Below are 19,752 nucleotides of genomic sequence, written 5' to 3'. Positions count from 1 at the left end.
CCGGGCTGACGGGAGCGCCGGGGTCGGTGGATCGACGGTCACCACGCGACGAAGCCGGTCAGGCACGCGCCGGCGACGACCGCCCACGCGGGCGCCTTCCAGCTCGACAGCGCGACGAAGGCGAGCGCCGCGACGGCGAGGGTCCCCGGTGAGGTGACGCCGTGGGTGAAGACCGGGTCGTAGAGGGCCGCACCCAGCAGCCCCACAACCGCCGCGCTCGCGCCGGCGAGGGCGCGCCGCACGTGGGGTGCCCGGCGCAGCCGCTCCCAGAACGGCAACGCGCCGGCGACCAGCAGCACCGAGGGCGCGAAGATCGCGACCAGGCTCAGGGCAGCGCCGGCCAGGCCGGTGGGGGCGGCGGTGCGCACCGCGCCGAGGTAGGCGGCGAAGGTGAACAACGGGCCGGGAACGGCCTGGGCCGCCCCGTACCCGACGAGGAAGTCGCCTCGGTCGACCAGGCCGCGCTGGACGGTCTCGGCGTCCAGCAGCGGCAGGACGACGTGGCCGCCGCCGAAGACCAGCGCCCCGGCGCGGTAGGACCCGTCGACGAGGCCGACGGCCGCGTTCCCGGTGGCCGCGGCGGCCACCGGCAGGAGCACCAGCAGCGCCGCGAAGACGGCCAGCAGGACGGCGCCGGTGCGCCGGCGCAGCGGGACGGTGAACGCGTCCGGGTCCGAGGCGTCCGGCGGGTCGGAACGGAGGAGGAGCAGGGCCAGCACGATCCCGGCGCCGATGGCCGCGACCAGCCCGGCCGCGGTGGGAACCAGGACGGCGATGACCAGGGCGAGGACGGCGATGGTGGCGCGGAGCCGGTCCGGGGCCAGGGTGCGGGCCATGCCGAGGACGGCGTGGGCCACCACCGCGACCGCCGCGGCGGACAGCCCCCGCAGCCAGCCCGCGCCGGGGTCGACCCCGCCGGCGCCGACGCCGAGGGCGAAGGCGGTCAGCAGCAGCGCCGAGGGCAGCGTGAACGCCGTCCACGCCGCGAGCATCCCCAGCGGCCCGGCGCGGCGCAGCCCCAGGGCCATGCCGACCTGGCTGGACGCCGGTCCGGGCAGGAGCTGGCACAGCGCGACAAGGTCTGCGTAGGCGCGGTCGCCCAGCCAGCGCCGCCGCACCACGAAGGCCTCGCGGAAGTAGCCCAGGTGCGCGACCGGCCCGCCGAAGGAGGTCAGGCCGAGGAGGAGGAAGGAGGTGAAGACCTCCCGGACCGAACCCTCCGGCGCGGAGGGGGGTTCGGGGGTGGTGGACGTCGCGCGCTCCCCGGACGCGCTCACGCGGGTGCGGTGGGTCGGCGAGCGAGCTCGTCGACGAGGTCGGCGGCGCGCACCAGGCCCGCGGCCTTCTGCGACGTCCCGCCGTTCTCGACGCACACGAACAGGACGTGGGGGGCGGTCATGACGGGAGGGCTCCGGGGGGGGCGGGGTTCACCAGCAGGCCTGCTGCGGACCAGGGTGCCAGGTGCACGCCCCGGCAGGCGTCGGGTGTGCCAGGGTGGAGGTTCGTCGACGCAGAGGAGCAACTCGTGGTCCTGGCTACGGTCATCGCTGTCGGTGTCGTCCTCGTGGCTCTCGTCGTCCTGCTGGTCCTGCGTGATCGTGGCCGGGACCGGTCGGCCCGCCGGCAGCCGGAGCGCGGTGACTTCGACCGCGCCACCTCCGAAGGGGTCGCGACCTACCGCCACGAGCAGTTCCCCAGCTCCTGACCCCTCACCGGCGCTGATCGGCGAGGCCACCGGACGGCGCCCGTGAACGAGTCGGGGAACGCGCAGCCACGGTCACTGCGGGAGTGCCGCGGGTACGGGCGGCTGTGGTCCGCCGGGGTGACCTCGGCGTTCGGCTCCTACGTCACGGCGCTGGCGAGCCAGGTCCTTGTCGTGGAGACCCTCCACGGCAACGGCGCCGCGGTCGGCCTGGTCAACGCCGCCCGGTGGCTGCCCTACCTGGTCGTCGGTCTGCTCGTCGGGGTCCTGGTGGACCGGGTGCGGCGGCGCCCGCTGATGGTCGCCACCGACCTGGCCTGCGCGCTGGTCCTGACGTCGATCCCCGTGCTCGCGGTGACCGGGCACCTCGACCTGGGCCGTCTCGTCGCGGCGATGGTGGTGTTCGGAACGGCGACCCTGGTCGGCGACGCCGCGTCCCAGTCCTTCCTGCCCCGGGTCGTCCCCCGCCCGCTGCTGGGCGCGGCCCACGCGCGCATCGACCAGGCCGACGCGGTCGCGCAAGGGAGCGGCCCCGCCGTGGCCGGCGTCGTGGTCTCCCTGCTCGGGGCGGCGTCGGCCGTCCTCGTCGACGCGGTGAGCTACCTCGGCTCGGCGGTCCTGGTGGCGACCGTCCGGGTCACCGGACCGGTCGCCCCGGAAGCGGCACCGCGGCAGGGCGACGGCCTGCGGGGCGGGGCCCGCGGTGTCGTGACCGACGTCGCGGAGGGCCTGCGGTGGGTCTACCGGCACCCGACGCTGCGGCCGTTCGCGATCTCGACGCACCTGTGGTTCGCGGGCTCGGCCGTGGCCGGTGCGGTGCTCGCGCCGATGGCCCTGCGGGACCTGGGCCTGAGTGCGGCCACGTTCGGGCTGGCGACGACGGCCGCGGGCCTGGGGGCGCTGGCGGGGGCGACGGTCGCGGTCCGCCTGGGCCGACGCTGGGGGGCGGGGCGGGTGATCATCGCGACCCAGGCGGGGACGGGACTGGCGTGGGCGGTCATGGCGCTCGCTCCCTCGGTGGCGCCCGCCGGTGGCGGCGACGGACCGTGGGCCGGCGGGGTCGCCTGGGGGGTGTTCGCGCTCGGCCAGCTGTTCCTGGGGTTGTGCATGGGCGCGTCGAACGCGAACGAGATGAGCTACCGCCAGGTCGTGACCCCGGACCGGTTGCAGGGCCGGATGAACACCACGATGCGTTCGTTCAACCGGGCCGCGGTGGTGGTGGCGGCGCCGTTGGGTGGTCTGCTCGGCGACGCGGCCGGCTACCCGGTCGCGCTCGCCGTCGCGGCTGCGGTGGTCGTCGGCACGGCTGCGGCCATGACGACCTCGGCGCTGCGCGGGGCCCGGCTGGACGACGAGCACGTGGTCGAGGGCGCCGCGTGATGCAGCGTGGTCGCTGTGGTCGCACTTCCGTGGCGGTGTCCCCGTTGGCACGGTGCGGGCCCTGGTGCGTCCCTCGCCGTGAGGGGTCCCGCTCCTCGCGATCGGATCGGGGGCCGGTGCGGGTGTCAGTGGACCGACGGCTGCCGCGCCTCTCGTCGCGGTGGCGGCGAGACCTCACGCAGATCGACGGGAGCGTGACCGGCCGGTCCTACCGCGCTCGCAGTCCGTCGAGCAGGACGGACAGCAACCGTGGGCCCCGCTCGTCGAGCTCGGTGTCGTCCAGGCGGGAGAGCCAGCCGATCAGCACGATGACGTCGCGAGCGTCCACGTCGGCGCGCAGACTCCCCCCGGCGCGGCCGGCGGCGAGCAGGAGTTCCACCGCCTCCCCGATCGGGCCCAGGCTGTGGGCGGCGAGGTCGCGCCACGTCGCCGCCTCCACGGCGGCGAAGACGTGGTTCTTCACCCGGGCGTAGGCCGCGACCCGCTCGAACCAGCCCGCCAACGCCTCGACGGGGCTCCTGGTCGAGAGGAGGTCCGAGGCGGCCGCGACGAGCTCGGCGACGTCGTGGCGGTAGACCTCGGCCAGGAGGTCCTCGCGGGTGGGGAAGTGCCGGTACAGCGTCCCCTGCCCCACGCCGCAGGCCTTGGCGACGGCGTTGAGCTTCAGCTCCCCGGGTTCGCGCAGCTGCCGGCGCGCCGCGGCAAGGATCCGTTCGCGGTTGCGGCGGGCGTCGGCACGACGGGGATCGTCACCTTCGACAGAAACGGACACTTGTCCGCTATGGTTCTCGGCGTAACCGGACACGTGTCCACTGTACTCGGCGGAGGAGCCCTCGTGACCGTCCAGGACAAGGTCATCGCCATCACCGGCGCCAGCAGCGGGATCGGTGAGGCCACCGCCCGCCACCTCGCCTCCCACGGCGCCGCCGTGGTGCTCGGTGCCCGCCGCACCGACCGGCTGGACCAGCTGGTCCAGGAGATCACCGCCGCCGGCGGGCGAGCCGCGGCCGTGCGCGTGGACGTCACCGACCCCGACGACCTCCGCTCGCTCGTGGACCTGGCTCTGGCCCGGTTCGGCCGTCTCGACGTCCTGGTCGCCAACGCCGGGATCAGCAGGATCAGCCCGATCACCGACTTCGACGTCGAGGGCTGGTCGGCCATGGTCGACGTCAACGTCAAGGGCGTCCTGCACGGCATCGCCGCCGCGCTGCCGGTGTTCCGCGCTCAGGGCAGCGGCCACCTGGTCACCGTGGTCTCCACCTCGGGTCTGAAGATCGTCCCCACCCAGGCGGTGTACGCCGGGACGAAGAACGCGGTGCGGACCCTGCTGGAAGCCCTGCGGCAGGAGAGCACCGACGGGGTCCTGCGCACGACGTCGATCTCCCCGGGTTACGTCCGCACCGAGCTCATCGACTCCGCCGTCGACGACCCGCAGCTGCGCGCGCAGGCGAAGCAGAACATGTCCGATCTCGGCATCGACCCGACGGCCGTGGCGCGGGCGATCGCCTTCGCGATCGACCAGCCCGACGACGTCGAGATCGGGGACCTCACGATCCGACCCACGCGACAAGGCTGACCGCACCGAGGCGCCGGCGCGCACATCACGGGACGACCGCGACGTCGACAGCCACCGGGAAAAGCGTCAGCGTCGACTGACGTCAGTCAAAGCTGTAGCGTCGATGGGTGGAGACGCTCACGCACACCAGCACTCAGATCGAGGTCCTGGCCCGCTTCGGACATGCCCTGTCCGACCCCACCCGCGCCCGGGTCCTGGTCGCCCTGCGCACCGGTGGTGCCTACCCCACCGAGCTGGCCGAGCGTCTGGGCGTGACCCGCACCAGCCTGTCCAACCACCTCGCCTGCCTGCGCGGCTGCGGGCTGGTCGTGGCCGTCCCAGAAGGCAAGCGGATGCGCTACGAACTGGCCGACGGTGGACTGCGCAAGGCACTGGAGGACCTGCTGGGCACCGTCCTGGCCGTCGACGCGACCGCCTGCGCTGCCGCCTGCGCCGCGGCTGAGGCCGGGGAGGACTGCTGCTGATGGACCGCCCGCTGCTCTCGATCACGCCCACCTCCAGCACCCCTGCGCCGGCTCCTCCGCTTCGCGACCAGGGGCAGGCGGAGGCGCTGCAGCGCCAGGCGCGGCGGGAGACGCTGACGCGCCGGGTCCGCTTCCTGGTGGGCGCGACGATCACCTACAACGTCCTCGAGGCCGTCGTGGCCCTCACCGCCGGCCACCGTGCGGGCTCCACCGCCCTCATCGGCTTTGGGCTGGACTCGATCGTCGAAGTGTCCTCCGCCGCCGCGGTCGCCTGGCAGTTCTCCGCGCGCGACCACGCCCTGCGCGAGGCCCGGGAACACCGCGCGTTGCGGATCATCGCGGTGTCCTTCTTCGCCCTGGCCCTCTACGTCAGCGTGGAGTCCCTGCGCGCTCTGCTCGGCTCCGGCGAGGCCCGACCTTCCAGCGTGGGGATCGGGTTGGCGGCGCTGAGCCTGCTGGTCATGCCGTTCCTGTCGGCGGCCCAGCGCCGGGCGGGACGTGAGCTGGGTTCGGCCACCGCGGTGGCCGACTCCCAGCAGACGCTGCTGTGCACCTACCTCTCCGCGGTGCTGCTGGTGGGGCTGGTGGTCAACGCCCTCCTGGGCTGGTCGTGGGCGGATCCGATCGCGGGGCTGGTCATCGCCGTCATCGCGGTGAAGGAGGGCTGGCAGGCCTGGCACGGGGAAGGGTGCTGCGCGCCCCACGCCGGCCTGCTGGGTGACGACGCCCCGAGCGAGAACGTGGTGGCGGGCAGGTGCGGGTGCGGAGACGACTGCTGCGGCTGACGACTGCTGCGGCTGACGACATCGCGGGTCGTCCGGGGTGTTCCTCGGACGCAGTGAGGTGGCTAGCAGGCCGGCTTCCAGGTGCTTCACCGTTGCCGGAGGTGGATGTCGCGCGGGCGCGGCTCGAACCGGGGCGTCGCCGGTCTCCGCGGGCGTTGACCGGTCGCCCCGGTTGCGTGCGTCGACGACGCTGGTGGCCGGCCCCACGGGGGCGGGAAAGACGATGATGGCCACCCAGTTCGTCGCCGAAGGCGTGCGGTCGGGGGAGAAGGTGCTGGTCATGGCCTACGAAGAATCTCGTGAACAGGTTCTGGCCAACGGCGCGGCCTTGGGATGCGACCTCGAGCACTACGAGTGGGTGGTCGACAGCTCGTCGACGGGTAGTTCTCCCGCAGCTAGTTCTCCTACGGCGGACCCGGAAGTCGGTCAGCGGGGCCAGGTGTCGATCCAGTCGTTCTACCCCGAGGTCGCCTCCCTCGACGATCACCTGGTGGAGCTCCAGGAACTCATCGAACGGTTGCATCCGACCCGACTGGTGCTGGATGGACTCTCATCGCTGGAACGGCTGGGTTCTCAGCCGTCCTACCGGGGGTTCCTGCTGGCGATCACGGCCCACGTGCGCAGCATCGGTCTCGCGACGTTCATCACCGCGACCCCGCCGGCGCTGCACCCGGGTTCCTCTTCCGCCGGCGGTGCCAGCACGGCGGACAACCTCACCGGTCTGGTGGACACGATCGTCGTGCTGCGCCTGCAGGAGTTCGGGGCCACCATTCGCCGCGGCATCCACGTCCAGCGGATGCGCGGTAGCCACCACGAGAACGTGGTGCGGGAACTCGTCGTGGACGAACGAGGCATCAGCGTGGGAGATCTCATGCCCACCGGGGCGACAGAGGTTCCGGGGACGTGATCGTGAGCGGTTCCGGTTCCACTCCGCCGGCAGCGCCCCCTGTCCTCGGTGTGCAGCCTTCGCGGTGATCGGCAGACGAACAGCTGCGACGAGCAGAGCGACTGCCGTCTGATCGACGGGCGGCTCGAGACGAGCGGGGTTCACGAGGACGACCACGTCGCCGAAACCGCTCTCTGGCGCACCGGTCACCGGACTCCCAGTTGGTCGGCCGGACCTGAGACGTCACCCGTCCCCGTCGACCATCCGCAGCAGGACCTCGTTGAGGGCGGCCACCTCGGCCGCGCTCATGTCCAACCGTTCGGGCCGGTTCGCCTCCTGGACCGACGGCCAGACCTCGGCGAGCAGGTCGCGGCCGGTGGGGGTGAGGGTCAGCGGGTTGCGCCGTCCCTTGGTCCGCTCGGAGTCCCGGGTGATGAGGTCGCGGGCCACCATCCCGTCCAGGACCCCGCTCAGCGACTGCGGTCGCACCAGCACCTTGCGGGCCAGTTCGGCCTGGGTGAACTCGGCTCCGGTGCCCAGGTGCGAGAGCACGCCGAACTGCACCGGCGACAACCCGTGGTGGGCGAACACGGCCGTGAGTTCGCGCTGGGCGCGGTGCGCGGCGCGGATCAGCGACCACGTCACGAGCGCGTCGATGTCGTCCTCGGTCACGTCCACGGTCGGCTTGCCACCTCCTCGAGAGGAGTGCAGTCTCTCACCAACAGGTTCCTGCTAGTGAAGAGGTCGACGTGACTCTCCCCACCCCGCCCCGTCCCGACGTCACCCCGGCCCGGTCGCTGGTCATCGGCGCCACCGGGGACGTCGGCACCCACCTCGTGGACGACCTCGCCGCCCGGGGCGTCCCGTTCCGGGTCCTGGCCCGACGGCCCGGACAGGTCCGCGCCTTCACCGAGCGCGGCCTCGACGCCGTCCTCGGCAGCTTCGAGGACACCGACAGCCTGCGCACCGCGATGCGGGGGTGCGACCAGGTCTTCCTGAACACTCCCCCGGGCCTGGAGCAGTTCCGGCAGAACCGCGACGCGATCGACGCCGCGGTCGCCGCGGGGGTCCGCCACGTCGTCAAGGTGTCCGCCTCCGACGCCAACCCCCGCTCGGCGATCCCCTGGGCCCGCGACCACGCCCTGGCCGACGAGCACCTGCGGCGCAGCGGTCTGGCGTGGACGCGCCTGCAGCCGGGTGCGTTCACGAAGAACCTGCTCGTGGAGGCGGCGGCCATCCGGCGCGGGTGGCTGCCGCAGACCAGCGGGCACGGGGCGACCGCCTGGATCGACGTGCTCGACGTCGCCGCCGTGGGCGCCCGGGTCCTCACCGACCCCACCGTCCAGGGCGGCGCCGGGGACGACGGACGGGTCTACCGGCTCACCGGCGACCGGCCGCTGTCCTACCCGGAGGTCGCCGGCGTGCTGACCGCGGCGCTCGGGCACCGCGTGCGCTACGTCCAGGTCCCCGCGCCGCTCTTCTACGGCGTGCTGCGCGCCACGGGTGCCCCCGCGTGGCAGGCCAAGGGCCTCGTCCACCAGTTCGTGGACGTGGTGCGCCGCGGTGCGGACGACGGCCGGCTGTGCACCACCGACGTCCCCGACCTGCTAGGACGCCCCGCCGTCACCGTCGCCGACTTCGCCGCGGCCCACCGCGCCGAACTCCGCACCGCCTGAGCCGCGGGGCGCCGACGGGTCACTGGCCGCGGTACAGCCCGTCGGCGTAGCTCGGACCGTAGTAGTCCTCGAGGTCCGAGAGCGTCGCGTCGGGTCGTTCCAGGGTCTGCGCCAGGACGGCCCGCGGGGGGACGGCCTGCGGCGCCCAGGTCTCCGGCTGCCACAGCTGCGAGCGCAGGAACGCCTTGGAGCAGTGGTGGAAGACCTGCTCGACCTCGACCACGATCGCCAGGACCGGGCGGTGGCCCTTGACCACCATGTCGTCGAAGAAGGGGGCGTCGCGCACGAGGCGGGCGCGACCGTTGATGCGCAGGGTGTCGCCCCGGCCGGGGATCAGGTGGATCGACCCCACGTGAGGGTTGGTCAGGATGTTGCGCAGGCTGTCCACGCGACGGTTCCCCGGGCGCTCGGGGATGGCGATGGTCCCCTCGTCGAGGACGAGGGTGAACCCCGCCGGGTCGCCCTTGGGCGAGACGTCGCAGGAGCCGTCGGCGCCGGCGGTGGCCAGCAAGCAGAACGGGGACGCCGCCAGCCAGGCCCGGTCCAGCTCGTGCAGGGACGTGCGTTCCTTCTCCCACGCCCGCGGCAGCGGTTCGCCGATGAGCTCGCGCAGTTCGGTTTCGTCGGTGATCTCCTGCATGCCCGCAGTCTTGCCGACTCCCGCCGTCCGCGGGCGGTTCAGCCCCGGTGGGCGCGGGCCGCGAGGCGGGTCGCGACGAGCTGGATGACGACGGCGACGGTCAGCCCCGACGCCATGACCGCCCCCATGGCGACGGCGGTCCCGCCCAGGGCCCCGGCCAGCGGTGTCCCCAGACCCCCGACGCCGAAGGCCAGGCCGCCCTGCAACGCCGCGGCCGTCCCGGGGAGGGCCTGCCCGAGGGCCTGGGTCCGCGTCGCGGACCCGGTGATCACGAAACCCCAGGCTCCGGTGACCACGGCCAGGCAGGCCCAGACCGGTCCGGGTCCCGCGCCGAGCAGGGCTGCGGTCAGGACGCCCAGCGACCCCACGGCGGCGACGCTCAGCCCGATCGAGAGCAGGACGTCCTCGTCGTGGCGCCGCACGAGACGACGGAAGACCAGCGTGCTCGCGATCATGCACGACGCGTTGGTGGCGAAGACGAGCGTGTACGCCGGTTCCGAGAAGCCGAACTCGCTCTGGAAGACGAACGAGCTCGTGGCGATGTAGGCGAAGAACCCCGCGGTGGCGCAGCACGAGGTCACCAGGTAGGCGCTGAAGCGCGGGATCCGCAGCAGGGTCCCCATGCGGGCCGCCGAGGCGCGCAACCCGACCCCGGAGGCCCGGCGGTGCGGGGGGAGCGTCTCGCGGAAGGTGAGCTTCACGCTCGCGGCGAGGACGAGGCCGAGGCACGCCAGCGCGACGAACATCAACCGCCACTCCCCCACCAGCAGCAGTGCCGCCCCCAACAGCGGGGCCAGGACGGGGCCGAGGGCGTTGATCGCGGCGAGCGAGCTGATCGTCCGGGCGCGGGCCGCGCCCTGCAGGACGTCGGTCACCACCGCCCGCCCGACGACGGACCCGGCCGCGCCGGCCAGACCCTGCAGCAACCGCGCCGCGACCAGGGTCACCGGGTCCGGAGCCAGCGCGCAGACGACGGAGGCCACGGCGAACGCCGTCGTCCCGGCCAGCAGCAGCGGTCGGCGGCCCACCGCGTCGGAGATCGGTCCGATGAGCAGCTGCCCGACGGCGAAGGCCACGAGGAAGGCGGTCAGGGACAGCTGGACGGCGGACGTGCTGGTGCCCAGGTCCGCGGCGATCGCGGGCAGCGCCGGGATGTACATGTCCGTGGCCAGCGGCGCGATCCCCACCACCACCGCCAGCGGCAGCAGCGGTGGCAGCCCGACCGCGGTGTCCCGTCCGACGGGTGGGGAGGACGTCTCGGCGGTTCCTGCGGTGTCAGCCATCCGGACCAGCTTCACACCCCGGCGGCTGCACCACCCGCCGGCGCGGCCGCGGGCCCCGATGGCCAGGAGGCGCAACCCTCCTGACCGGAGCGAAGCCGCACGGTGGCGGTCGCTGCTGCGGCACGGTGAGTTCGTGACGCAACTGCTCCACGGCACCGGCCCGTCCCGCCGGTCCGCACCGGTCGTCGTCGGCGGGCTGGTGCTGCTCGTCGTGGTGAGCGCCCTGGTCCTCTGGCGCTCCACCGGTCCCTGCGGTGCCGGGGCGGGTGACCCCCGGGAGGCGGTGCGGGGTGTGCTGGCGGCGCTGCACGACGACGACGAGCGGGGACTGTGCCGTCGGGTCAGCTCGGACTACCGGCTGCGGGCGGGGTGGAGGCGGTGTCGGTGGCCGAGGTGGGCGATGAGCACCCCCGGCGCGTCACCGGATGCGCGTTCGACACCGGCCCCGGGGAACTCCGTCGGGACGGCCCGTTGGCGCAGCGGCACGAAGCTCGAAGACGGCTCGTCGAAACTCGGTCGGCGTGCGTCGTGTCCAGGACGTCGTTCGTCGGCCGCGCTGAGACTCCCCCTCAGACCGCTGCGGCCGGCCGCGTCGCGCGGCGGGTTCTCGACCTGGTCCGGAGTCGCGACGGGTCGGGCGTCGAGCCGCGTGCTGGGACGTAGCGGCGTCGGTGGTGTTCCGGTGCGTGTCGCCGCCGTGGCTGGCGGTCCTCGTGCGGCCGGTACAAGGTGACCTCGTGCCATGGGTGATCACGAGTTCGGACGCTGACCGGCGCGGACGAGGGCCGGTCCTCGCCGCGGCCGCGGGCCGTGGCCTGCTGGGTGGGCTGGCCGGGGCGGCGGCCATGACCGCCAGTCAGCGTCTCGAGCGGGCCGTCACCGGCCGTCGCGCTTCCCACGTGCCGGGCCGGACGTTGCTGCTCCTGGCCGGACGTTCCCCGGGCGAGGACGACCAGCCCGGCGCAGCGACCCTGACGATGGTGGTGGCGACGAGTGCGGCACTGGGTGCCCTGCGTGGGGTGTGGCGGGCCAGTGGACTGGTGCGGGTCCGTGCCGACGTGGCACAGACGCTGGCGCGGATCATCGTGGACCAGACGTTGGAGAACGCCACCGGCGCCGGTGCACCGCCGCGGGCCTGGCGCGGTGGTGAGGGCGTCGTCGAGGTCCTGCACGCCGCGGTGGCCGCGGTGGCTACCGGTGCGGTGGTGGAACGCCTCGTCGAACCTGTGCTGGAGTCCCGGCGCGGCGCGGCCAGCCACTGAAGCGTCCGCCGTCGTCCAGGTGGAGGTCGGTCGGACCTCCGTCGATGACCGCACGGGTCCCGAGCACCCTCTCGACCCTCCACCGCCGGTCGTCTCCTGGCTCCTCGGCGCTCGCCTGCGCGGTGCTGTTCGCCAGTGGTGCCGCGTCGTGGCACGGGGGAACGGAACGGCTCCGACGTCGCCTCACCCGTCGGGGTGGCGGAAGGACTGCTCCGGCACGTCGATCCGCACGGCGAGGACGGCGATGTCGTCCAGGCCGGTGGGTCCCATCCGTCGCAGCAGTTCTCGGGGCAGGTCCTGCAGCGGGGTGTCGGTGAGGTCCTCGCCGGCCGCCAGCAACCGCTGGAAGCTGACGGTCAGGGACTCGTCCGGGTGTTCCACCAGACCGTCGCTGTACAGGACCAGCGTGTGCGCCTTCGATCCCGGCGAGCGCCCGCCGGTCCCCGGGGCGGGGGGACCGTCTCCGGCGGGGTTCGGCGGTTCCGGGGTGAAGCGCAGTCGTCCCGTCGTGAGCAGGTGTCGGGCGTCGGTCCGCTCCTCGTTCTCGTCGACGCCGAGCGGGAGGTCCACGACCTCGTCGAGCAGCCGCGCGGGTTCGCCGGCCCGGAGCAGGAGCGGCGGCGGGTGCCCCGCGTTGGCCCACTGCAACGTCGTCCCGGCTGCGTCGCTGTGCAGGCGCGCGTAGACGAGGGTCGCGAGGTCGTCGGGGGCGAAGCGGTGCAGGATCCGGTCCAGACGCGCGATGACCTCGGACGGTGGTGCGATGCGGTCCCCGGCCAGGGCACGGAGCTTGTGCCGGATGGCCCCCATGCGGGTGGCGGCGTGCAGGTCGTGGCCCGCGACGTCGCCGATGACCAGGGCGACGCTGTCGTCGGGCAGGGCGAAGGCGTCGTACCAGTCGCCTCCGACCTGGGCGAAGTCGTTGGCGGGCTGGTACAGCCCGGCCAGGTCCAGTGACCCGATCCGCGGCGCGAGTTCGGGCAGCAACGCCCGCTGCATCTGTTCGGCGCGCCGGGCCTGGCGCTGCAGGACGCGGGTGGTGTCCAGCAGCGCACCCGCGCGGACGGCCAGGTCGGCGGCGAAGTCGGAGTCCTGCTGCCGGTAGGGACGGGAGGGATCGGTGCGGACCAGGGTGATCGCTCCCAGGGTGCGCCCCCGGGCCCGCAACGGAGCGGTGACCCACTCCGACGCGCCGAGCTGCCGGGCCAGTTCGAGACGGTTGCCGGCCAGGGCGTCCACGTCCAGCGTCCACGCCTGGTCCGGCGCCGGCATGCGTTGGTGCTGTATCCCCGCACCGTGCAGGACCTGCGCCAACCGGCTGGTCATCGCCGGTTCCAGCGACGGCAGAGGGCCGAGGTTCGCGGCAGCCGTGGCACGGAGGTCGGGGTTGCGGTGGGCCAGGGCCACCCGCCGCAGGCTGGTCCCGTCCTCGGCCAGGACGTCGACGGTGACCCAGTCGGCGAGCGCCGGGACGAGCAGTTCGGCCAGGGCGGTCAACCCGTCCTCGACGTCGTCGGCCCCGCCCAGGACCCGGGAGGCCTCGGCCAGGAGGGCCAGGCGGACGTTGGCCTCCTCCAGCGCGTCGAGCCGTTGTCGCTGACGGGTGGCCTCGGCGTGCTGGGCCGTGGTGTCGGACAGGGTGAGGACACCACCGACGAGGGTCCGGGCCAGGACGGTGGGGGCGAAGGCCCAGGCCAGGACCAGGGCGGAGCCGTCCCGGCGGAGGAACACCCCCTCCCCGGCGGCAGGACGCGCTCCCCGGAGGGCGAGCAGGATGGGGCTCTCCGCGGCCGCGACCGTCCGTCCGTCGAGGTGCTGGTGGTGCAGGTGCTCGTGCAACGGGTGGGTGATGAGTTCGGCCTCGCCGTAGCCCAGGAGACGTTCGGCCGTGGGGGTGACGGCCGTGACCGCGCCGTCCTGGTCGAGGGCGAGGACCGCCACCGGGGCGCTGCTGAACATCGACGGCAGGAGGACGGCGTCGACGGCGACCCGGGTGTCACGTTGTCCCGATCGTGCCGGTCCGGGCTCCCGGGGGCGTTCACCGTTCAGCGGGGTCCCCGCGGGCAGGGGTTCACCGTGACCCAGCCCGCCGGTGTCCATGTCTCTCCCTCGCACGTGTGTTCCCGGACCGCGACCCCCGGTCCGTGCGCGGGTGCGCCGGGTCAGCCGGGACCTGGGGTGGATCGTTGCAGCGGGACCACTCCTCCTCGAGCTCGTCGCACGGCAGGGGGCGCACCAGGTTGCGTCTCTCCGACGGTCGTCACTGACGCTACAAGGACGCACACGTTCCGTGCCACGTGAGGGAACGCGTGGCGGCGGTCACGGCGCCGGCGGACCGCGATCCCCCACGGGTCCGGGGACGCGCACGCGCTTCGACGGCGTCGAGAGCCGGAGCGACAGGTCACTCGTGAGCGAGGTGAGCACCAGCAGGGTCACGTCGCTGTCCGGACCGCGGAACGAACCGGCCCGGACCAGACCCCACCGCTCGTACATCGCCACCGCGTCCTCCGCACTCTCGTAGACCCCGATGAGCACCCGCGCCTCGTCGCGGTCCCGCAGGGCCTCCCGCAGGAGGGTGCGCGCGACTCCCCGGCCGCGGAACCCCTCGTGGACCGCCACCTCGTGGACGACGAGGGCGTCCTCGGGTCGTTCGAGGGCGTCGACGGCGGCCGGGTGTGCGGCCAGGGTGGCCAGGATCGCCTGCCACGGCTGGTCCTCGACCAGACCGTGGACCAGGGCGAAGCCGGCGCACTGCTCACCCTGCCGGGCCACGGTCAGTCGTCCGCCCGGGTGGGACAGCTGCGTCGGCCCCCAGGTCCGGATGCGCGCCAGCTCCTGCGGGTCCTCCCCGTAGGGGGCCGCCGCGAACGCGGCCACGAACAGGGCCGTGACCTCGGCCCACGTCCCAGGAGGCGCACTCCCCTCGTAGGTCGCGCAGGTCGTGGACGGGGCAGCGCTGGGCACGGGCGCAGTCTCGGGCCCGGCGCGTCGTCGTGCGACCGGTCTGCCCCGACGCGACCAAGGCGTGGCGTGCGGACGGAGCGGCCCGCCAGACTGCCTCGGTGATCACCGACGGCCCGCCCGCGGTCCTGCGACCCCGTGCCCTCGTACGGGGGGACCTCGTCGTCATCGCGTCGCTGTCGGGGCCGCTGCACGCGCAGTACGAACCCGACCTCCGGGAGGCCGAAGCGGTCCTGGAACGGATGGGGTTCCGGGTGCGGCGCGCCCCGTTGCTGCGGGTCGGGCTGCAGCACTGGTGGAGCGCGGCCACACCGGCGGAGATCGCCGCGGAGCTCAACGGGTTGCTGCGCGACCCCGAGGTCCGCGCGATCGTCGCCCACGACGGTGGCCAGACGGCCTTCGGCTACCTCGACCTCCTCGACGTCGACGCGGTCCTCAGCGACCCGAAACCGATCCTCGGCTACAGCGACGTCTCGCTGCTGCACCTGGTCCTGCACCAGCGGACGGGCCTGGTCGGCTTCCACGCCGACCTGGCCACCCCGGGACTCGGCGGCGCGTGGCGACGCTCCCCGGCAGGACGTCGGGCCGAGCTCGAGGACCTCTACCTCAGGCTGCTGACCGGGACCGAGGCGATCGGTGCCCTGCCCACCACCCCGTCCTGGGAGTGTTGGCGCCCCGGGCGGGCGGAGGGACCCCTCCTCGGCGGGGTCGTCAACCGCATCGCCCTCGTCCAGGCCACGCGGTACGCCCTGCCGGTGGAGCGCTTCACCGGCGCGGTGCTGTTCTGGGAGGAGATGGACGGGCACGCCTCGCACGTGTGGAGCTACCTGCACGTGCTGCGCCACGCCGGTGTCCTCGACCGCATCGGCGGGATGGTCGTGGGTGTCCCGCACCTCGTCGACGGGCTCGAGGGACCCGATCCGTCACCGTCCCTGCGCGAGATCGTGCTGGACGTCCTCGGGGACCGGGACGTCCCCGTCCTGGGTGGGGTGGAGTTCGGCCACGCCGGCCCGAACCTGCCGATGCCGGTGGGGATCCGGGTCGCACTCGACGCGGGCCGGCGCGGGCTGTCGCTGCTGGAGCCGGCCGTCGTCCGCTGACCTCGGCGTCCCCGCCGATCGGGCCGCCTCGTTCCCCCACGGGCGCGGGCGGGGCGTGCCAGGCTGGGTGCCCGTCCTTCGAGGAGGCTCCCGTGATCGTGGTCGTGCTCATCACCGCAGCTGTGGTCGTCGCCGGGCTCGCCGTGGTCCTGGCCGTGCGTGACCGGGGGCGTGACCGGTCCGCGCGCGACGTCCCGCACCGCGAGGCGTGGGACGTCGCCGGGTCCCACGGCGCCACGAGCTACCCGCGCCACACCCCCGGTCCGGGCGCCTGAGCGACGGGGACCTCAGGCGCAGATGTCGTCGGAGGCGACGCGGCCGGTGACGGCGGCGCTCGGGGTCGCGGTGGGCACGGTGCCGGTGACCCGGGCCCGGACGTCGGTCACGGTCACCGCCGCCGTCGAGACCTCGACGACGATGGTCTTGCCGAGGCTCGCGTCGAGCTGGGTCTTCGCCCCGCCGAGCGCGGCCGCGACGGTGTTCGCGGAGTCGCCCCGGCCGGTGCCGTAGCGGACGAGGACGTCGGCACCCGGGTCGGTCGCGGGTCCGTCGCTGGTGGAGGCGCTCGCGAACCCGACCCCGGTCAGCTGGTCGGCGACGTTGGCGGCCGTCCCGGCCGGGGCGCCGACGTTGAGGACCTGGACGGAGATGCCGGACGGCGCGACGAGCAGTTCGGAGCTGTCGGCGGGGTCCCCGGTGGCCGTCGCGGTCGGGGTCGCCGACGTGGGTCCGGCGGTGTCGGTGGCGATCTGCTGCCACAGCCCGGCGGCGGCGGCGGTCCACTGCACGCGGTTGTGGTCGGCGGGGTACTCCTCGGTGGGCACCGTGACGAACTGGACGCCGTTCGCGGGCATCTTCTGCAGGCTCTGCGCGAGGGACGCGATCTCGCTGAGGCTGGCGAAGCCGGTGTCGGTGGTGACCGACTTCGTCGCCGCGTCGAGGAAGGAGAAGAGCTTGGTCGGGGACAGCAGGATCTGCGAGCTCGTGACCTTCTGGACCACCGAGCTCATGAGGGCCTGCTGGCGGGAGATGCGGGAGAGGTCCGAGCCGTCGCCGATGTGACGGACGCGGGCGTAGGCGAGGGCGGTCTGACCGTTGACGTCGTCGTGGGTCCCCGCCGTCAGGTGCAGGTTGGAGGCCTTGTCGTCGATGGCGTCGGGCGTGCAGATCGTCACCCCGCCCAGGGCGTCGATCATCGACTGGAACCCGGAGAAGTCGACGACGACGTAGTGGTCGACCTTCACGTGGGTCAGCGACTCGACGGTGCTGATCGTGCAGGCCGCGCCGCCGAGGGAGAAGGCGGCGTTGAAGATGCCCTTCCGGGCCCTCGTCGTGGAGCCGTCGGCGAGCTTGCAGGCCGGGATCTGGACGACGGAGTCGCGGGGGATGCTGACCATCGTCGCGCTCTGGCGGTCCGCGGCCAGGTGCACGAGGACGGTGGTGTCGGACCGTGCACCCGGGTCGGCGGACTCGCCGCCGTACTCGTCGCCGGTCCCGTCGGAGAGGTCACGGGTGTCGCTGCCCATCACGAGGATGTTGACGGCGGACTGCCCGGTCGTCGGGTCCACGGTGGACTGGTCGGTCGGACGGTTGCTGAGCAGGCCGTCGATGTTCTGGGCGTTGATGTTGCCCTGGAGCCTGTAGTACGCGTACACCCCGCCACCGGCGCCGAGCACGGCGAGGACGACGACGGCGACGAGGAGGCCGCGCAGCACCCGGAACGCCGCACCGTGGGCGTGGCTGGAGTGCTGACCGCGCGCGCGGCGACCGGCGCCGGGGACCTCGTGCTGCGAGCCGGGGTCGGTGGAGGTGGGCACGTCGTCACGGTACGGCGCGTCGCACCCGTTCCTTGAGCCCCACCGGCACAGTTCCGCAGCGTGTGCGCGAGGCCTTCACACGTGGTGCGGCGGTGCTCAGCGGTCGAGGTCGAGGCGGTACGTGTCCGCGCAGGCCTGGACGGCGGCCTGGTCGCCGTTGGTGTCCAGGAAGCAGTTGACGGCGTCACCGCCGCCGTTGGACCAGATGGCGCCGAGGGCCACCGCGTAGACGGTGGTCAGAACGGCCGCGATGAGCAGCGCGAGGACGTTGACCACCAGCCCGGTGATCGCGACCCCGCGGTTGGTCGCTCGCCGCTTGCCGATGCGGCGGAAGCCGATGATCGAGAGGACGAGCCCGACGATCGCGAGGGGCAGTCCGATCACGATCCAGGACAGCAGCAGGGCGACGATGCCGAGGACCAGCCCTGCGACACCTGCACCGTTCTTCGCGACGGTGCCGGACTCGCCGTAGGAGCCGTAGCTCCCGGGTGCGTACTCGCTGGACATCGTGTCCTCCCTGGTCGTGGGCTGCGATCCTCCCAGACCCGGCGCTAGCGCCCCTCCACCGTGCCGTCGTTGATGGCCAGGTGGTCGGCGATCGCCGGGAACACCCAGACGAAGCACACCAGGACGACACCGGCCGCCACGACGAGGCTGATCAGCAGCCGCAGCCACCACGGACCCGGCAGGGTGCGCCACCAGAACGCGTACACGGGCTACTCCTGTCCCACGGCGGCGAGCGACGCCGGCGGCCCGGCGCTGCGGTCCTGCACCGACTCCAGCAACGCGTGGACGACGTAGCGCTGCCTGGCCGAGTGCATCGGGTGGCAGGCCGTCATGGTCAGCCAGGCCTGCGTCGGCGTGGCCCCCGGCTGGTCGGGGACGGGGGCGATGACGGACACCCGCTTCGGGCTGACGATCTCGTGCGACTGGACCCGGTAGGTGAACCACTGGGTCGCGGTCGCGACGACGACGGCGTCGCCGTCCTGCAGGTCGGCGATGAGGTTGAACGGCTTGCCGTAGGTCACGCGGTGACCGGCGATGGCGAAGTTGCCGACCTGGCCGGGGAGCGCGGCGTCGGCGTAGTGCCCGATGCCCTCCTGGAGCTCCGCGGTGCCGGTGCCCTCGACGACGGGGACGGCGTAGTCGCTGCCGAAGCGGGGGACGTGGACGATCGCGAACGCGTCGCCCGTGGGCGGGGTCTGGTCGACGTCCACCGTCGGGGCGGCAGCCGGGGCGGACGCGGTGGGCGCGGTGGGCGCCGGGGTCGCGTCCCACTGCTGCTCCAGGGACGTGACGGTCGCGGCCTGCACGCGTCCGGAGGTCAGGTCGGTCCAGTACAGCTGCCAGACGACGAAGAGGAGCGTGAGCACCCCGGCGGTGACGAGCAGTTCCCCGATCACCGAGGTGATCCGGCGCATCACCCGGCACCGGCCTTCGCGTAGGTCGTGCTCGTGGTCCCGTCGAAGGCGGGCAGCTGCAGGTCCTTCCCGGTGGAGACCTGGTAACCCAGACCGTAGGCGCTGACGTACTCCTGGTAGATCGAGATCGCGCTCGAGCGCGCGAGGCCGGAGCGCAGGGCGTCGACGTCGCCGATGGCGCTGATCCGGTACGGCGGGGAGTAGGTGCGGCCCTGCAGGACGAGGACGTTGCCGACGCAGCGCACGGCCGAGGTCGACACGATCCGCTGGTCCATGATCATCATCGCCTCGGCACCACCGGCCCACAGCGCGTTGACGACGGCCTCGACGTCCTGCTGGTGCACGACGAGGTCGTCGGGGGCCGCGCCGGCCGGTCGCGGTTCGCTCGTCGGGGCGTCGTCGAGGGTGACGGTGACCCCTGGCCCGGTGACCGCGAGCGCCCCGGAGGTGGTGCCCAGTCCGGTGTCCTGCAGCGGGTCACCGCCGGTGCCGGCGCTGCTGCCGGCGTCGCGGGTGAGGGTGTCGACCTCGCCGCGCAGCGCGGAGACCTGGGCGGAGCGCTGTTCGTTCTCGCGGGAGCGCTGGGCGACGAGGGAGCCGAGGTCGGCGTTCTCGGAACGCAGGTCGGTCCCGCGCGAGGTCTGGGCGCTGGTGGCGAAGAGCAGCCCGGCCAGCGCGAAGACGCCGGCGACGGCCAGCCGCCGGGCGGTCGGTCGTCGAGCGGACCGTCGCCAGGGTGGACCACCCACCACGTGCACCCCCTGTGGACCGACCGCACACCGATCGTCGCACTACGCTA

The 19,752-nt window shown here is 73.6% G+C and carries 23 protein-coding genes; 10 read left to right on the top strand and 13 right to left on the bottom strand.

The window, feature by feature from the left end:
* Positions 1 to 38: 38 nt before the first annotated feature.
* Together chrA and ACFQ46_RS02525 are read right to left on the bottom strand one after the other, a co-directional pair.
* Positions 39 to 1,277, bottom strand: a complete 1,239-nt coding sequence (gene chrA / locus ACFQ46_RS02530; protein WP_380256884.1) for a chromate efflux transporter — start codon at positions 1,275 to 1,277, stop codon at positions 39 to 41.
* Positions 1,274 to 1,399 carry a hypothetical protein gene (locus tag ACFQ46_RS02525; protein ID WP_380256882.1) on the bottom strand — a complete coding sequence of 42 codons (126 nt, stop codon included), beginning with the start codon at positions 1,397 to 1,399 and terminating at the stop codon, positions 1,274 to 1,276. Before ACFQ46_RS02525 ends, chrA begins: the two co-directional genes overlap by 4 nt.
* A gap of 126 nt (positions 1,400 to 1,525) precedes the next feature.
* Between ACFQ46_RS02525 and ACFQ46_RS02520 the strand changes: the two genes are divergently transcribed.
* Both ACFQ46_RS02520 and ACFQ46_RS02515 read left to right on the top strand, forming a co-directional pair.
* Positions 1,526 to 1,705, top strand: a complete 180-nt coding sequence (locus ACFQ46_RS02520) for a hypothetical protein (protein WP_380159746.1) — start codon at positions 1,526 to 1,528, stop codon at positions 1,703 to 1,705.
* 42 nt (positions 1,706 to 1,747) lie between these two features.
* Positions 1,748 to 3,082, top strand: a complete 1,335-nt coding sequence (locus tag ACFQ46_RS02515) for an MFS transporter (protein ID WP_380256880.1) — start codon at positions 1,748 to 1,750, stop codon at positions 3,080 to 3,082.
* Positions 3,083 to 3,290: 208 nt separating this feature from the next.
* Here ACFQ46_RS02515 and ACFQ46_RS02510 read toward each other — a convergent pair whose 3' ends face one another.
* Positions 3,291 to 3,854 carry a TetR/AcrR family transcriptional regulator gene (locus tag ACFQ46_RS02510; RefSeq protein ID WP_380256878.1) on the bottom strand — a complete coding sequence of 188 codons (564 nt, stop codon included), beginning with the start codon at positions 3,852 to 3,854 and terminating at the stop codon, positions 3,291 to 3,293.
* 63 nt (positions 3,855 to 3,917) lie between these two features.
* Here ACFQ46_RS02510 and ACFQ46_RS02505 point away from each other — a divergent pair, with 63 nt between their 5' ends.
* From ACFQ46_RS02505 to ACFQ46_RS02490, 4 genes are all read left to right on the top strand, one after another.
* On the top strand, positions 3,918 to 4,658 hold the full coding sequence (locus tag ACFQ46_RS02505; protein ID WP_380256876.1) for an SDR family oxidoreductase: 741 nt from the start codon (positions 3,918 to 3,920) through the stop codon (positions 4,656 to 4,658).
* A gap of 107 nt (positions 4,659 to 4,765) precedes the next feature.
* Positions 4,766 to 5,122, top strand: a complete 357-nt coding sequence (locus ACFQ46_RS02500; protein ID WP_380256874.1) for an ArsR/SmtB family transcription factor — start codon at positions 4,766 to 4,768, stop codon at positions 5,120 to 5,122.
* Entirely contained in the window at positions 5,122 to 5,907 is a 786-nt protein-coding gene (locus ACFQ46_RS02495) for a cation diffusion facilitator family transporter (protein ID WP_380256872.1), read from the top strand. Before ACFQ46_RS02500 ends, ACFQ46_RS02495 begins: the two co-directional genes overlap by 1 nt.
* Before the next feature lie 37 nt (positions 5,908 to 5,944).
* Complete coding sequence (locus ACFQ46_RS02490) at positions 5,945 to 6,814, top strand: ATPase domain-containing protein (protein WP_380256870.1); 870 nt, start codon at positions 5,945 to 5,947, stop codon at positions 6,812 to 6,814.
* 222 nt (positions 6,815 to 7,036) lie between these two features.
* Here the strand turns inward: ACFQ46_RS02490 and ACFQ46_RS02485 are convergent, their stop codons facing one another.
* The gene (locus tag ACFQ46_RS02485; protein ID WP_380256868.1) at positions 7,037 to 7,471 is read right to left on the bottom strand and encodes a MarR family winged helix-turn-helix transcriptional regulator; all 435 of its coding nucleotides are present in this window, start codon (positions 7,469 to 7,471) and stop codon (positions 7,037 to 7,039) included.
* Between the two features lie 71 nt (positions 7,472 to 7,542).
* Here ACFQ46_RS02485 and ACFQ46_RS02480 point away from each other — a divergent pair, with 71 nt between their 5' ends.
* Entirely contained in the window at positions 7,543 to 8,469 is a 927-nt protein-coding gene (locus ACFQ46_RS02480; RefSeq protein ID WP_380256866.1) for an NAD(P)H-binding protein, read from the top strand.
* A gap of 19 nt (positions 8,470 to 8,488) precedes the next feature.
* Here ACFQ46_RS02480 and ACFQ46_RS02475 read toward each other — a convergent pair whose 3' ends face one another.
* Together ACFQ46_RS02475 and ACFQ46_RS02470 are read right to left on the bottom strand one after the other, a co-directional pair.
* A complete protein-coding gene (locus ACFQ46_RS02475) occupies positions 8,489 to 9,109 on the bottom strand; it encodes a pyridoxamine 5'-phosphate oxidase family protein (protein WP_380256864.1) in 621 nt (206 codons plus the stop codon).
* 38 nt (positions 9,110 to 9,147) lie between these two features.
* Positions 9,148 to 10,392: a multidrug effflux MFS transporter gene (locus ACFQ46_RS02470; protein WP_380256862.1), complete on the bottom strand. Its 1,245-nt coding sequence runs from the start codon at positions 10,390 to 10,392 to the stop codon at positions 9,148 to 9,150.
* 737 nt (positions 10,393 to 11,129) lie between these two features.
* Here ACFQ46_RS02470 and ACFQ46_RS02465 point away from each other — a divergent pair.
* The gene (locus ACFQ46_RS02465; protein ID WP_380256860.1) at positions 11,130 to 11,654 is read left to right on the top strand and encodes a hypothetical protein; all 525 of its coding nucleotides are present in this window, start codon (positions 11,130 to 11,132) and stop codon (positions 11,652 to 11,654) included.
* Positions 11,655 to 11,837: 183 nt separating this feature from the next.
* Here the strand turns inward: ACFQ46_RS02465 and ACFQ46_RS02460 are convergent, their stop codons facing one another.
* Both ACFQ46_RS02460 and ACFQ46_RS02455 read right to left on the bottom strand, forming a co-directional pair.
* Complete coding sequence (locus ACFQ46_RS02460; RefSeq protein ID WP_380256858.1) at positions 11,838 to 13,754, bottom strand: SpoIIE family protein phosphatase; 1,917 nt, start codon at positions 13,752 to 13,754, stop codon at positions 11,838 to 11,840.
* 219 nt (positions 13,755 to 13,973) lie between these two features.
* A complete protein-coding gene (locus ACFQ46_RS02455; protein WP_380256856.1) occupies positions 13,974 to 14,618 on the bottom strand; it encodes a GNAT family N-acetyltransferase in 645 nt (214 codons plus the stop codon).
* 98 nt (positions 14,619 to 14,716) lie between these two features.
* Between ACFQ46_RS02455 and ACFQ46_RS02450 the strand changes: the two genes are divergently transcribed.
* Both ACFQ46_RS02450 and ACFQ46_RS02445 read left to right on the top strand, forming a co-directional pair.
* Positions 14,717 to 15,715 carry an LD-carboxypeptidase gene (locus tag ACFQ46_RS02450; protein ID WP_380256854.1) on the top strand — a complete coding sequence of 333 codons (999 nt, stop codon included), beginning with the start codon at positions 14,717 to 14,719 and terminating at the stop codon, positions 15,713 to 15,715.
* A 92-nt stretch (positions 15,716 to 15,807) separates the two neighbouring features.
* Positions 15,808 to 15,990 (top strand): hypothetical protein, encoded by a 183-nt coding sequence (locus ACFQ46_RS02445; RefSeq protein WP_380256852.1) that lies wholly within the window; start codon positions 15,808 to 15,810, stop codon positions 15,988 to 15,990.
* A 12-nt stretch (positions 15,991 to 16,002) separates the two neighbouring features.
* Here the strand turns inward: ACFQ46_RS02445 and ACFQ46_RS02440 are convergent, their stop codons facing one another.
* The 5 genes from ACFQ46_RS02440 to ACFQ46_RS02420 form a co-directional block, all read right to left on the bottom strand.
* On the bottom strand, positions 16,003 to 17,532 hold the full coding sequence (locus ACFQ46_RS02440; protein WP_380256850.1) for an LCP family protein: 1,530 nt from the start codon (positions 17,530 to 17,532) through the stop codon (positions 16,003 to 16,005).
* Between the two features lie 96 nt (positions 17,533 to 17,628).
* Entirely contained in the window at positions 17,629 to 18,039 is a 411-nt protein-coding gene (locus tag ACFQ46_RS02435; protein ID WP_380256848.1) for a DUF4190 domain-containing protein, read from the bottom strand.
* A 44-nt stretch (positions 18,040 to 18,083) separates the two neighbouring features.
* Positions 18,084 to 18,245, bottom strand: coding sequence for a hypothetical protein (locus tag ACFQ46_RS02430; RefSeq protein ID WP_380256846.1), 162 nt, complete (start codon positions 18,243 to 18,245; stop codon positions 18,084 to 18,086).
* Positions 18,246 to 18,248: 3 nt separating this feature from the next.
* The gene (locus tag ACFQ46_RS02425) at positions 18,249 to 18,953 is read right to left on the bottom strand and encodes a class E sortase (RefSeq protein ID WP_380256844.1); all 705 of its coding nucleotides are present in this window, start codon (positions 18,951 to 18,953) and stop codon (positions 18,249 to 18,251) included.
* Entirely contained in the window at positions 18,953 to 19,702 is a 750-nt protein-coding gene (locus ACFQ46_RS02420; RefSeq protein WP_380256842.1) for a DUF881 domain-containing protein, read from the bottom strand. Before ACFQ46_RS02420 ends, ACFQ46_RS02425 begins: the two co-directional genes overlap by 1 nt.
* Between the last annotated feature and the right edge of the window lie 50 nt (positions 19,703 to 19,752).

Source organism: Kineococcus sp. GCM10028916 (assembly GCF_042674865.1).
Classification (GTDB): Bacteria; Actinomycetota; Actinomycetes; order Actinomycetales; family Kineococcaceae; genus Kineococcus.
This window is presented reverse-complemented; position numbering and strand designations above follow the sequence as displayed.

Bases quoted from the DNA above. Each gene is read 5' to 3' on its own strand.
- ACFQ46_RS02525 (WP_380256882.1), bottom strand. From the start codon at position 1,399: ATGACCGCCCCCCACGTCCTGTTCGTGTGCGTCGAGAACGGCGGGACG.
- ACFQ46_RS02495 (WP_380256872.1), top strand. From the start codon at position 5,122: ATGGACCGCCCGCTGCTCTCGATCACGCCCACCTCCAGCACCCCTGCG.
- ACFQ46_RS02475 (WP_380256864.1), bottom strand. From the start codon at position 9,109: ATGCAGGAGATCACCGACGAAACCGAACTGCGCGAGCTCATCGGCGAA.
- ACFQ46_RS02470 (WP_380256862.1), bottom strand. From the start codon at position 10,392: ATGGCTGACACCGCAGGAACCGCCGAGACGTCCTCCCCACCCGTCGGA.
- ACFQ46_RS02460 (WP_380256858.1), bottom strand. From the start codon at position 13,754: ATGGACACCGGCGGGCTGGGTCACGGTGAACCCCTGCCCGCGGGGACC.
- ACFQ46_RS02435 (WP_380256848.1), bottom strand. From the start codon at position 18,039: ATGTCCAGCGAGTACGCACCCGGGAGCTACGGCTCCTACGGCGAGTCC.
- ACFQ46_RS02425 (WP_380256844.1), bottom strand. From the start codon at position 18,953: ATGCGCCGGATCACCTCGGTGATCGGGGAACTGCTCGTCACCGCCGGG.